The 13,180-nt window shown below is 40.9% G+C and carries 10 protein-coding genes; 9 read left to right on the top strand and 1 reads right to left on the bottom strand.

The features are described from left to right. Positions 1–476: 476 nt before the first annotated feature. The 8 genes from HJP15_RS17575 to HJP15_RS17540 all read left to right on the top strand — a co-directional run bounded on the left by HJP15_RS17575 (position 477) and on the right by HJP15_RS17540 (position 8,846). Complete coding sequence (locus HJP15_RS17575; protein WP_161803872.1) at positions 477–614, top strand: hypothetical protein; 138 nt, start codon at positions 477–479, stop codon at positions 612–614. 265 nt (positions 615–879) lie between these two features. Then, positions 880–2,271: a C40 family peptidase gene (locus HJP15_RS17570; protein WP_170174256.1), complete on the top strand. Its 1,392-nt coding sequence runs from the start codon at positions 880–882 to the stop codon at positions 2,269–2,271. 8 nt (positions 2,272–2,279) lie between these two features. After that, on the top strand, positions 2,280–3,392 hold the full coding sequence (locus HJP15_RS17565) for a dipeptide epimerase (RefSeq protein WP_170174255.1): 1,113 nt from the start codon (positions 2,280–2,282) through the stop codon (positions 3,390–3,392). After that, positions 3,389–4,162, top strand: coding sequence for a L,D-transpeptidase family protein (locus HJP15_RS17560; RefSeq protein ID WP_170174254.1), 774 nt, complete (start codon positions 3,389–3,391; stop codon positions 4,160–4,162). Before HJP15_RS17565 ends, HJP15_RS17560 begins: the two co-directional genes overlap by 4 nt. Before the next feature lie 69 nt (positions 4,163–4,231). Beyond that, positions 4,232–5,800 (top strand): sodium:solute symporter, encoded by a 1,569-nt coding sequence (locus HJP15_RS17555; RefSeq protein ID WP_054453142.1) that lies wholly within the window; start codon positions 4,232–4,234, stop codon positions 5,798–5,800. Next, on the top strand, positions 5,797–6,702 hold the full coding sequence (locus tag HJP15_RS17550; protein ID WP_054205351.1) for a glucosamine kinase nucleotide-binding domain-containing protein: 906 nt from the start codon (positions 5,797–5,799) through the stop codon (positions 6,700–6,702). Before HJP15_RS17555 ends, HJP15_RS17550 begins: the two co-directional genes overlap by 4 nt. Next, positions 6,699–7,634, top strand: coding sequence for an N-acetylmuramic acid 6-phosphate etherase (murQ, locus tag HJP15_RS17545; protein WP_169327845.1), 936 nt, complete (start codon positions 6,699–6,701; stop codon positions 7,632–7,634). The genes HJP15_RS17550 and murQ overlap by 4 nt, the downstream gene beginning before the upstream one ends. Beyond that, a complete protein-coding gene (locus HJP15_RS17540) occupies positions 7,635–8,846 on the top strand; it encodes an exo-beta-N-acetylmuramidase NamZ family protein (protein ID WP_170174253.1) in 1,212 nt (403 codons plus the stop codon). A 93-nt stretch (positions 8,847–8,939) separates the two neighbouring features. Here HJP15_RS17540 and HJP15_RS17535 read toward each other — a convergent pair whose 3' ends face one another. Beyond that, on the bottom strand, positions 8,940–9,785 hold the full coding sequence (locus HJP15_RS17535) for a MurR/RpiR family transcriptional regulator (RefSeq protein WP_054205354.1): 846 nt from the start codon (positions 9,783–9,785) through the stop codon (positions 8,940–8,942). 498 nt (positions 9,786–10,283) lie between these two features. Between HJP15_RS17535 and HJP15_RS22330 the strand changes: the two genes are divergently transcribed. After that, positions 10,284–13,151 carry a TonB-dependent receptor domain-containing protein gene (locus tag HJP15_RS22330; protein ID WP_054453343.1) on the top strand — a complete coding sequence of 956 codons (2,868 nt, stop codon included), beginning with the start codon at positions 10,284–10,286 and terminating at the stop codon, positions 13,149–13,151. The last annotated feature ends 29 nt before the right edge of the window (positions 13,152–13,180 follow it).

The following is a 13,180-nucleotide window of genomic DNA, read 5'->3' as shown; positions in this document are numbered from 1 at the left end:
GGTTCACTCTTGCAAGATACGTCCTGCGCCCACCACTTTCTATTACTACTTAAGCTAATAGAAATAAGCCGACGAAAGTCGGTTTTTTTATGCCTGAAATTCACGTTATTGTAGGAACAGGCTTTAGCCATGAAATGTATTTGCAGTAGTTGTAGTGGTGCAGAAATTTAGAGCGCTCAGAGGTTCACTCTTGCAAGATACGTCCTGCGCCCACCACTTTCTATTACTACTTAAGCTAATAGAAATAAGCCGACGAAAGTCGGTTTTTTTATGCCTGAAATTCACGTTATTGTAGGAACAGGCTTTAGTCGTGAAATGTATTTGCAGTAGTTGTAGTGGTGCAAAAATTTAGAGCGCTCAGAGGTTCACTCTTGCAAGATACGTCCTTCGCCCACCACTTTCTATTACTACTTAAGCTAATAGAAATAAGCCGACGAAAGTCGGCTAAATTTAAATAGATTGCTCAAAGCGCTCTTTTGGATGAACGAAAGAAAGAAAAAAGAGCTAGCAATGCGGCAGATAACTTCGTCCTTGAGCAGATAAAAAACCAAAGTAATGAGTTTTATCAGCAATATTTAAGCGATTTACAAGAGTTCGCTAAAGGCTATTTTTAGTTACCAGCAGGGTTTGTTCAATTATCAAGTGCTGAGAATGCTTAAACTTAAACCATAAAATTAACCCATAGATTAAGCTGTGAAATGATTACAAATATTTGCTTGCGCTGTGAAGTGTGTTATTTTTAATAAAATATTCCAAAATGTTTTTTGAGTAGGAATTTTAATTGTGGGTGAAGGTGAGAGCTAATTTCAACTACATCAGATATGTTCTTTGGTAAGTAGTTAAAACCGTGTGGTTAATATAATAATAGAGGATCCTAAAATGCGACAATCACTAATTGCTCTGAGTATTACATTGGCCAGTATTGCTTCGATAACGCCCATCGCTGTCGCTAATACCTGGCAAACGGACGTTATAGGAGTTAGTCAGCCCCAACTAACTCCACAGCATTGGTTAGCTAACACTAAAGTTAAAGTAACGGCTCAGCCATTAATGAGTGCATCACAAATTATGGCGTTCAATAAACAACTGGTCGCTGAAAATGAGCATATTGTCGATCCTCTCGATTTTGCTACACAGCTTACAAAGCAGCAATTAACTAACCACATCTATAGCATTAGCGCGGTACCAAAAAGTCCTCGTTTTTATTCCAATGGCGTCGCATTAACAGACAAAGATTTTGCTGATTATCATGCCAATATGAATTTAGAAGCGATTGAAAATAACAACCAAGTTGGTTTTGGGGTTGTAGTAAAGCGCTCTGTACTACGTACTTTTCCAACATGGGATAGGGTATTAAATAGCGGCTTAGATAATGATCTTGATCGTTTTCAAGAAAGTGGGTTATTTCCAGGTGATACGGTGGCTATTTTACATCAAAGTGCTGATAAGCAATGGCTACTGGTGCGCGCTTATAATTATTTGGCTTGGGTGCCTACGGCTGATATTGCCACTGCAAGTAAAGCGACCTTACATAGATTTAAAAATCAGGATGATTTTTTACTTATTACGGGGGCAAAAGTTAATACTGCCTACGTACCAGATAATGCTGATATCTCTGAGCTGCAACTCGATATGGGTGTACGCCTGCCATTAGTTGAGGCAAAGCAAGTACCAAATTTATTGCATGGGCAAAATACTTACGCCAATTATGTAGTACAACTGCCAACAAGAGGCGCGCAAGGTGAGTTAGTTATACAACCTGCACTAATTAGCCGCAGTAGTGACGTTAATATAGGTTACTTACCCTACACCCAGCAGAACTTGATAAAACAAGGGTTTAAATTCTTAGGCGAGCGTTATGGGTGGGGGCATGATTATAATGGCCGAGATTGTACAGGGTTTGTTGGTGAAATTTATAAAAGTTTTGGTTTATTAATGCCACGCAATTCAGGGCAGCAAGGGCGAGGCGAGTATGGTATTAATCAGCGTTTTGATGGCGCTGATGCAGAGCAAGTAAAGTTAGATGCGGTTAAAAAGATGCAAGTGGGGGATCTTATTTATATACCAGGCCATGTAATGATGTATCTCGGTGAGCAAGATGGTCAACCTTATGTGATCCATGATGTAAAAGGGCTAGGCTATAACAAAGCTGATGGTCGCTTTTATTCTAGCGCATTAAATGGTGTATCGGTCACGCCATTATTGCCACTGCGTTTATCACCGCAAAAAAGTTATTTAGATCGCACCTATAATATTAAGCGAATTCGCTAGGAGCCACTATGAAAATTACCGCTATACGGTTTGCTAAATTAAAAGTGCCATTAGTAACTCCGTTCAAAACAGCGCTACGGGAAGTTAGTTTTATAGAAGACTTAGTGGTGTTAATTGACACAGATAAAGGCCAAGTAGGTTACGGCGCAGCAGCATCAACCCCTATTATTACTGGTGATACCCATCAGGGAATGATCAGTATTATTAAGTATTTTTTAGCCCCCAAATTAATCGGTTTAGAAATTGAAAACCTTAATCATATTTGCCATGTTATTCAATCTACTGTGGTGGCTAATAGCAGCGCAAAAGCGGCGTTAGAGTTAGCTGTGTATGATTTATGGGGCAAACTTTACCAAGCGCCTCTTTATAAGTTACTCGGTGGTGGTAGTAGCACACTGCGTACAGATATAACAATTAGTGTTGATGGTATTGATAAAATGTTGGCCGATTGCGATACCGCTGTTAAACAAGGTTTCGATGTTTTAAAAGTAAAGATAGGAAACGATCTACAGCAAGATATTGAACGAGTGAAGGCAATTTATAGTGGCTTTTCTAAATACGCGAAAATTCGCCTTGATGTCAATCAAGGCTGGAATGCTAAACAAGCGGTGTTCGCGTTACAAAAATTGGAGAGCGAAAATATTGAATTAGAGCTCGTTGAACAGCCTGTGAAAAGTGATGACTTTAAAGGGTTGAAGTATATCACTGAGCGAGTTAATACACCGATCATGGCGGATGAGAGTGCATTTTCGCCTAAACAGGTTATTCAATTATTGGAACAAAATGCCGTTGATATCATTAATATTAAAGTAATGAAAACCGGTGGTCTGAGCCGCGCTATAGCGATTGCAGATATCACCGCACAATATCAAGCACAGTGCATGATAGGGTGTATGCTTGAAGGCAGTATCGCGGTTGCGGGAGCTGCTCATTTAGCTTCTGCAAAGGCGCAACAAATAACAAAAATAGATTTAGATGGCCCAGCGCTAGGTCAATTTGATCCTGTTCAAGGCGGCGTTGAGTTTAAGGGGCCGTCAATAACTCTAAGTTCTGCGCCAGGGCTTGGGATAACGCAGATAGATGGTTTACAACATATAGATAATGGAGTTTGGCCAGCATGAAAAATATAATAAAAATGACAAGTGCAGGGGTGGTTTTAACAAGCTTATTGGGGTGTGCTCAGCAACAGGTAACGAACAGTAATACGGTTATTTCATTGCAGACAAAACAGCTGGTTGTGGTAATTGCCGATGATTGGCAAACACCCCAAGCACAATTGTATCGGTTTGAACGAAAAGGCAATAATTGGCAACAAATAGATGACGACTATTCGGTGGTGCTAGGGCGTACAGGCCTTGCATGGGGGGTTGGTTTACATCCTGAACAAGCCGGTATACAAAAGCAAGAGGGGGATGGTAAAGCGCCTGCCGGAATTTTTGAGCTGGGCACTGCATTTGGCTATTTAGATTCACTGCAAACTAATATGGCTTATCAAGGTATGACAGCGAATGATTACTGTATTGATGTGAAAGGATCGCCATTTTATAACCAGCTAGTTAATAAGTCAGTTGTTGGAGAGGCCGCTGTTAAAGATTCATCGGAGTGGATGCGCCGTGATATTTATAGTCAAGATGACCTGTATAAAAAAGGTATCGTGGTTAAGCACAACAGTAATAACATTGATGGTGCGGGCAGCTGTATTTTTATGCACTTATGGCGAGCACAAGATAAGCCCACAGCAGGGTGCACCGCAATGACAGAGCAGAATATGGATGCACTTTTAGCGTGGTTAGACAGTAAATCTGCCCCACTATTAATTAGTTTACCCAAAGCGCAGTATCAACAAAAACAGGCGCTTTGGCAGCTACCATTAATAAAAACATTAAAATAAAGTTGTTTTCTTTTTGCTAAATTAATGGAATAATATATTCCACTAATTGGTTTTTAATTGGGATAATAAATGAGTGCACAATACACCTTGCTAGATTGGCTCGTGTTTGCAAGCTACGGAGCCATTTTATTACTCAGTGGTTGGTGGTTTAACCGTAAGCGGGCTAATTCTAGTCAAGACTTCTTTTTAGGTGGCAATAGCATGCCAACGTGGATGGTGGCAATTTCGGTATTAGCGACATCGCAATCCGCAGCCACGTTTATTGGCGGGCCAGATCAAGGTTATCAAGGGGATTTATCTTATTTAGCCACAAACATCGGCGCATTTATTGCTGCGTTTATTGTGTGCATTTTTCTTATCCCTAAATTTTATCAGCAGCAAGTTTATACCGTATACGAGCTATTAGAAAAGCGCATAGGCCCCAAAGCCAAGCGTCGTAGCGGCTTAATGTATTTATTTGGTCGTGTGTTTGCCAGTGGGGCGCGTTTATATATGGCTGCGATTGCTGTAGCTATGATTTTATATGGCAATATTGAAGCGCAAAGCGTGATTGTTGCCACACTATTACTCGCACTTGTTGGCTTGCTCTACACCGTATTTGGTGGTATTCGCAGTGTTATTTATTCTGATGTATTACAAACCGTGGTGTATGTGAGTGCAGCCATAGCGGTTATTTGGTGCTTATTGGCTATCATTCCTGCCGATTTTTCTACTATTGTAGCAACGCTAAATGAACCCTCTGCAGGCGCTGATTCTAAACTGGCATTGTTTAAGTTTGACTTAGATTTTGGCCCCAGTGGCGTTTTTAATATGGCATCGGTATTAACAGGTTTTGTATTATTAAACATTGCAGCATTTGGCCTTGATCAAGACATGACCCAGCGCCTACTCACGTGTAAAAATGCCAAAGAGGGCAGTAAAGCCTTGGTGTTATCTATCGTGATGGTGATCCCCGTCATGTTAGTGTTTATCTCTATCGGTTTATTACTTTATATCGTTTATCAACAACCAGCACTAATGAACAGCGCAGGCGAGCAAGTCGTACAAGAGTTTAATGGTGAAAAAATTACCATCTTTATGTATTACGTATTAAACGAAGCTCCTGCAGGCGTTAAGGGGCTTGTCAGTGTCGGTATTATTGCGGCGGCAATATCAACGCTAAACTCAGGTTTGAGCTCAATGTCGTCAGTAATAGTACAAGATTTATATCGTCCTTATTTAGCTGCTAAAAATAAACAAGTCGCTGACGGCCATTTTGTTAAAGCGGGCCGTGTAGGGATGACTGTAGTCAGTGGAGCACTCGCTGCTATGGCGATTGCTTGTTATTTTTGGCAACAATACAGTGATATGCCACTTTTGAAGTTTGCATTAAGCGTAATGGTGTTCTCATACAGTGGTTTATTGGGCGTATATTTTACAACCTTATTTACTAAGCGAGGCAGTGAGGGCTCTGTGCTGGCTGCTTTATTAGTTGGTTTTGTTATTACCTTGCTAATGCAGCCTTACATGATTGATTGGCTGTTACCGCAAACAGAGCGCTTTTATCTCGGTTTCACATGGCAATTATGTATAGGTACAGCACTTTCAACCTTAGTGTGCTGTTTAGGCAAGCCTACTGAGAATAGTGTCGCGCAATGAATAAAATAAAATATCTATTAGCAGTTGATGGTGGTGGAACTAAAATAACGGCGCAGATAATTGAGCTTGCCAGCGGCATAAAATATAGCGCCGCAGGAGGGCAGGCTTCATTGCATAATGATTTTCAAACTGCATTGTCGAATATTGAACAGGTGATCAACGATCTCTATTTGCAAAGTAAGGCTAAAAGCGGTGAAGTACTCGCCGTAATGGGGCTTGCTGGCGGTGGGTCTTCAGTACTATCAAAAAGGCTATTAACAGCGCTAGAACTTGGCTGTGGTATTAAATTTGCCAAGCTGCATGTATACAGCGATGCTATTACTTCATTATATGGGGCTAATAATGGGCAGCCTGTTGCTATTGTAGCACTTGGAACTGGGGCTGTAGGTGCACGACTTAATAATCACGGCGATACACAGTTAGTAGGAGGCTGGGGGTTTTTAGTTGATGATTTTGGCTCTGGTGCACGTTTAGGGCTAAGTGCTGTGCAGTGCTTACTTGATGAAATTGATCAATTTAGCCAGCCACAAAGTCTACTTACACGTAAACTAAGTGAACAAATAGGCGCAACCAGAGAGCAATTAAATGCTTGGTTGTACGAAGCGAGAGCGGTTGATTATGCGCGTTTTACTTATTTAGTATTTGAATTACAAAACGACTGTAAAATTGCTGAACTACTATTACAAAAGCACGCAAAGCAGGTGGAGCGTTTAATTAATAAAACGCGAGCTCAAAGCCAGCTACCTGTAATGCTGACCGGCGGATTAGCGGCCATAACATTACCCTTGTTAAGTGCAGCCATACAGCAATTAATAATACCTAAACAGGGCGATTCATTAAGCGGTGCCCTTATTTTAGCGCAACAAAATTTGCATATATTTTTAGATAGGACAAACCAATGAGTTCTGAACACGCATTTGAACAACAACGTACTCTTCTTGAAGAACTAAATGGTATTGTTTCTGAAGGGCAAAACCCTGCCACACTCGATATTGATTTACTGGATAGCATACAGATCTTGACCAAAATAAACACCGAAGATCAAAAAGTCGCTGATGCAGTAAAGTGCGTAATTCCTGAAATTGCAAAAGCGGTTGATCATATTGTCACAGCGTTTAAGCAAGGTGGGCGTTTAATTTATATTGGTGCAGGTACAAGTGGACGATTAGGTATTTTAGATGCAGTTGAATGCGCGCCCACTTATAGCGTAAGCGATCAGCAAGTGATAGGTATTATTGCGGGTGGGGAAACTGCATTTAAAAAAGCGGTAGAAGGCGCAGAAGACAGTTTAACGCTCAGTGTTGATGATTTAAAAGCGATTAATTTACAAGCCAAAGATGTCGTTGTCGGTATTGCCGCCAGTGGTCGTACACCTTATGTACGTGCCGCGATTGAATATGCAAAATCAGTAGGGTGCAAAACAGTAGGTGTAACCTGCAACCCTAACTCGTTAGTTATGCAATTACCAGATATTGGTATTTGCCCAGTAGTAGGCGCTGAGGCAGTCACCGGTTCTACACGAATGAAGTCGGGCACAGCGCAAAAGCTAGTGCTCAATATGTTAAGTACCGCCAGTATGATCCGTACCGGTAAAGTGTATAAAAACTTAATGGTTGATGTGAATGCCAGTAATGAAAAACTACATGCACGCGCTATTCGTATCGTGATGCAGGCAACTGATTGCACGCATCAACAAGCGGTTGATGCGCTTAAGCAGGCAAAGCAAAGTGCTAAATTAGCTATTTTAATTTTACTAACAGGCAAAGACGCCGCCCAAGCGCAACACATGCTCATGCAAGCTGATGGTTTTTTACGTAAAGCGGTGGAACTTTAAATGTTGCTAAGGGTAATTATTTTACTACAGTGCTTATTATTAATTGCGTGCACGGATAGTAACCAAGCTCAAAGTAATGCAAAAGCAACGGCTATTAAAAGTCAGCCTATCTTGGTTGGTGCTGCACAATATGAGGCCTATCTCGGGGCTTTAAAAGACAAGAGAGTTGGGCTGGTTGTTAATCAAACCTCGCAGGTTGACGGAACTCACTTAGTTGATTTGCTCAGAGATAAAGGCGTGGATGTAGTTAAAATATTCGCCCCTGAGCATGGTTTTCGGGGGGATTATGATGCTGGCGCACATGTTAAAAATACCACAGATACTAAAACGGGTATTGATGTAGTATCAATTTATGGCAGTAATAAAAAACCGGATCCAGCGGTATTGAGCGAGTTAGACGTCATAATTTTTGATATTCAAGATGTAGGTGTGCGCTTTTATACGTATATCAGTTCAATGCATTACATGATGGAAGCAGCGGCATTACATAATCTTGAATTTATAGTGTTAGATCGGCCAAACCCGAATATCGCTTACGTAGATGGGCCAATTTTAGAGCCTCAGTTTCGTTCCTTTGTAGGCATGCACCCGATCCCTGTTTTACACGGTATGACTGTGGGGGAATTAGCTAAAATGATCAAAGGCGAGCGCTGGATTGATAAGGCAGAGCAGCTTAAGCTGCGTATTATTCCTGTTGCTAATTATACCCGCAACACAGAATATAAAGTGCCAATAAAACCGAGTCCTAACTTACCTAATGCGCAAGCTATTAACTTGTATCCATCATTGTGCTTTTTTGAAGCAACCCCGATATCAATTGGTCGTGGCACTGACTTTGCCTTTCAGGTTATTGGTTATTCGCCAGTGGGACTAGGGGAATTTAGTTTTACCCCGCGGGCAATTAAAGGCGCGTCTATGAACCCAAAATTTAAAGATGTTACCGTATTGGGGCAAGACTTACGTGCAAGTGCCATAACAGGTTTGGATTTAAATATATTTATTAATGCGTATACACAATTAACTCAAGCGAATCAGGTGTTTTTTGAACGACCAGATTTTATGGATAAACTCGCTGGCACAGATAAGCTGCGTTTAGCTATAAAAGCAGGTAAGTCAGAGCAGCAAATAAAGCAAAGCTGGCAGGCAGGGCTTACTACTTTTATGCAAAAACGTGAACCGTATTTACTGTATAAATACAACTCGCTTTATTAGCGATGAAGAATGGTTAGATAAGTAAACAGTTAAGCACTAAAAAGGCCACTTGTGTGGCCTTTTTAGTGCTTAACTTGAATATAGGTTAATTAGTTATTTATTTCTAAATTCACCCACTACATCATTAGAGTGTTCAAGTAACTTTCTACCTTGACGGCTTGATTGAGTCAAAGCAATAAAGAGAATATCGATAACAAAATCTTGTGCCGTACGTGCAAGAATCGACGACAACCGTACTGACTCTTCTTCAGCAACAGAGTACAACCTCACATTCGCTTGATCGGCAACCGGGTTACTACCAAACTTAGTAACCGAGATCACATAACTGTCGTTTTTCTTAGCTTGCTTTACTACTTCGGCAATCTCTCTGGTTACGCCAGATTCACTTATCGCGATGACTAAATCACCTTTACCAAATGTAGATACATAGGCTAGCTGTGCGTGGCCATCTGGTTCAGCTATTGCAGGCATACCTAGCTTTTGCAGCTTATAAGAGAAATCTTTAGCAACAAGTGCTGAACCACCTAAACCACATATAAGAATACGCTTAGCTGATTTTAATAAGCTAACAGCTTGTTCAATAGGCTGTGCTTCGTTTAGGTTTTTAGTTTCCGTTAAAACCGCTAATTTACTACTGAGTAGTTTTTCAGCTATTTGTTCTAACGAATCACTTAACGTAATTTTGCCGTGTAGTTTTGGCTCTGTTACTTCGTCATTGAGTGCATCGATTACAGCAAGTTTAAATGCAGGAAACCCTTTGTAACCGAGTTTTTGTGAAAACTTCACTACACTTGACTGACTTACTCCGACTACCTTTGCAAGTTCTACCGAAGATAGATTTCTAATGGCGTTAGCAGAGTTTAATGTGAAGTCTGCTAGTTTGGCTTCGCTGCTCGATAGAGACTGACGTAAGGCTTTAATTTTAACAAATGTAGACATGTTACTCGCTTATTTATGTATTTGGCGTATTTATAGCATTAATCGAAATAACTTTGTACTTATTTTGGGTTCAAATGTAACGATTTAAATTTTATTGTTGCTCTACTTGGTATAGTGAAAATAAATTATTTTAACAATTTCACCATAATTTCGAGAATAATATAAATTATTTATTGGAATAATATAGTTTTATTTGTACTGGCTTACAACTAAGTTCACCCACAATTGCCGAGTTTAAGTGTTTTATTACGTGTTTTTATAACAATGTCGATCACTAACTGTAAAGTTAATATATATATGTTATATAGATTATCTCCAGTATGTTGGTTGGGTTAAATAAATTATTCCAGTTTGGTTTTTGCTGTGATACTGTTTAGTGGGGAGAACATTCCACCTTGATAACGCTGTTTAGCACATGGCCATGTTGCTAGACACGTTTTCAATGACGTACCACATATTACTAAATAATAAATAGCAGGCTCAGTGGGAGAAACAACAGTGAAACTTAATAAAATAGCAATATGCCTTGCAATAGCAGGTTGTGCTTCAGCAAATGCAGCACAAGATGAGCAAGACGAAAAGAAAATTGAGCGTATTGAAGTCACAGGCTCAAGTATCAAGCGCACATCCCTTGAAGGTGATCTACCAATTACAATCATTAGCCGCAGTGATATTGATGCTGCAGGTATTAGCTCGGCAGAACAACTCATGTTGCAGCTAAATATTGGTTCTAATTCAAATGATGGTTTAGGGAGTAATACAGGGATTGTGAGCGGTGAAGAACGCGGTAATAATGGCGCATCAAGTGCTAACCTTCGACAGCAAGGTGCGGGTTCAACGCTGGTATTATTAAATGGTCGCCGAATTGCAAGTCATGGTTTAAAGGGGGCATCTGTTGATTTAAACTCAATTCCGTTTGCTGCAATTGAACGTGTTGAAGTGCTGCGTGATGGGGCATCTGCGGTGTATGGTACTGATGCTGTTGGTGGGGTCATTAACTTTATCTTGAAAAAAGATTACCAAGGCGTGCAATTAAACGCATTTACTGACATTACACAAGCAGGTGGCGGTAATATTAATCGCTTTAGTATACTTGCCGGTACTGGCGATTTAAACAGCGATGGCTACAATGTCATGGGTTCAGTATCGTATAAAAAAGTCGATATATTACGCGGCTCTGACCGTGATTTTACAAACACTTTCCAACCAAATCGAGGTTTATCGCCAGATACGCGTGGTGGCCCTTTTGCGTCAATCAATAACCGTGGTAACGGCGATGATCCAACCAATGGAAATTATAACTTAATTGGTACAGGGCTTATTGACCCCAATAACCTTGATGCACAAGGTAATCCATACGCTAATAATGTGCTTAATGTATTAGCACTTCCTGGACAGCCTGGGTGTGAATCAATTGAAGGCATGGGCGTTGATACTGGCGCACTGTGGAATCGCGAAAATGAAACACACAGTTGCGCATGGGATTACCCAAGAGCTGCGGTTTTACAACAACCAGTTGACAGCATTGATTTTGTATCGCGTGCTACGTTTAAATTAGATGAAGACACCGAGCTATTTGCTGAAGTTATTGGCTCAGAAGTGACTTCTAAAAAGATTTTTGAACCTAACCAAATTACGCCGTGGTCAATTGGTTCAGCAGGGTATTACCCAAGCACAGGTTCATCGTATAATTATATAGTTGATGCATTATCTGACTATTATGGCGCGGATCAGTTAAATATTGGTGCACCTATTGCTTATCGCTGGCGCTGTATGGATTGTGGTAACCGTGAAATCGAAACAACGACCACGTCTTATAAAGTACAGTTGGGCATGGAAGGCATTATTGGCGACTGGGATTACAAAGCCGGTATTTCACGTTCATCAAACGAGGCTGAATCAGAGCTCGGTGGTGGCTATCATTATACTGAGCTACTTGCGCAGGCAATTGGCAGCGGCGCCGTTAACCCCTTTTTGTTAGCGGGAGAAACACAAACTCAAGCGGGTATGGATGCAATTGAAGCAGCATCAGCGCGTGGCGTAACCTTATATGGCGGCGAAACAACCCTTACACAAATTGATGCGTCGATCTCAGGTGATACAGGTTTTGAACTTGGTCTTGGCGGCGACACGATTATGGTGGCAACAGGTATTGATTTACGCCGTGAGGGCTATAAGTTTAATGGGGATCGTCGTGAATCAGAAAATAGACCGGCCATCTATGGGGCGCCATTTGATAATGGTAACGAACTTGATGATGTTCACCGTGATATAAAAGCGGTATTTGTTGAAGCGCTTATTCCTGTAGTTGATAGTTTAGAGATTAACTTAGCTGCACGTTATGACCATTACTCAGGCTTTGGCGGCACAACTAACCCTAAAATTGGTGTTAAGTATCAGCCCATGGAAGAGTTGTTATTTCGTGGAGCATACAGCACAGGGTTTAGAGCGCCTTCGTTTAACCAGCTATTTAATGGCGTATCAGAGCAGCCGTACACAGGCTCCGATTTAGCTGATCCTGCTTCGTGCGCAAATGGCATCGTTGATGTGTCAAACCCTAGTTGCCAACCTATCACCCCTGCGTTAGTTTATGGCGGCAAAGAAGACTTAGGGCCTGAAGAGTCAAAACAATCGAGCTTTGGTTTTGTATGGGCACCAAGCAGCGAATTTAGCTTTAACCTTGATTGGTGGGAAATAATCACAGAGGGCACAATACAAACGCCAAACTTTCGTGATTTACTCGAAAATTACGAGACATTTAGCGGTAACTTCTTACGCGATGCACAAGGTAACTTAACAGGTATTGATATGCGTTATATTAATGCCGGTGAGCGTAATACCAGTGGTGTTGAAGTGGGTATGCAGGTCAATGGTCAGTTAGGTGCAGGCTTATGGGATATTAACTTCAATGGTAGTTATTTAATTGAAGATAAGAAAAAACTTCTTGATAGCATTGCATTTGGCGATAACTTAGTTGGCACTCATTCTCGTGGAAATATTCCACTTCGTTGGAAGCATACCATCGCCTTTAACTATACGCAGGGTGATTGGCGTCATAATGTGACACAAATTTACCGTGATAGTTATGCAGATGAAGTGCCAGCAGGCGTGCAATCGGGTGCAATTAGTATCGGTGAAATCGAAAACTATAACCCAACGGTATCAAGTTATTTAATTTATAACTACAGCGTAGCGTATACCGGGTTTGATAATGTAGGTATTACGTTTGGTATTAAAAACCTGTTTGACCGTGATCCACCGTTTACAGCTCATCAAAACGATTACTCACCAGGTGCTGCGTTTGATCCTCGTGTAGCGAGCGCGCGTGGTCGAGCATATACGCTTAATGCAGAATATCGCTTTTAATTGAGTGTATATAAGGCCAAAGTGTAATT

Origin of the sequence: Pseudoalteromonas sp. NEC-BIFX-2020_002, assembly GCF_013002825.1 — a bacterium.
Taxonomy (GTDB): Bacteria; Pseudomonadota; Gammaproteobacteria; order Enterobacterales; family Alteromonadaceae; genus Pseudoalteromonas; species Pseudoalteromonas neustonica.
Note: the sequence above shows the minus strand (reverse complement) of the source record. Positions and strands in the feature narration are given on the sequence as shown.

What these genes read in the sequence shown, in the direction of transcription:
- HJP15_RS17570 (WP_170174256.1), top strand. Translation starts at nt 880, where the DNA reads ATGCGACAATCACTAATTGCTCTGAGTATTACATTGGCCAGTATTGCT.
- HJP15_RS17565 (WP_170174255.1), top strand. Translation starts at nt 2,280, where the DNA reads ATGAAAATTACCGCTATACGGTTTGCTAAATTAAAAGTGCCATTAGTA.
- HJP15_RS17560 (WP_170174254.1), top strand. Translation starts at nt 3,389, where the DNA reads ATGAAAAATATAATAAAAATGACAAGTGCAGGGGTGGTTTTAACAAGC.
- HJP15_RS17555 (WP_054453142.1), top strand. Translation starts at nt 4,232, where the DNA reads ATGAGTGCACAATACACCTTGCTAGATTGGCTCGTGTTTGCAAGCTAC.
- HJP15_RS17550 (WP_054205351.1), top strand. Translation starts at nt 5,797, where the DNA reads ATGAATAAAATAAAATATCTATTAGCAGTTGATGGTGGTGGAACTAAA.
- murQ (WP_169327845.1), top strand. Translation starts at nt 6,699, where the DNA reads ATGAGTTCTGAACACGCATTTGAACAACAACGTACTCTTCTTGAAGAA.
- HJP15_RS17540 (WP_170174253.1), top strand. Translation starts at nt 7,635, where the DNA reads ATGTTGCTAAGGGTAATTATTTTACTACAGTGCTTATTATTAATTGCG.
- HJP15_RS17535 (WP_054205354.1), bottom strand. Translation starts at nt 9,785, where the DNA reads ATGTCTACATTTGTTAAAATTAAAGCCTTACGTCAGTCTCTATCGAGC.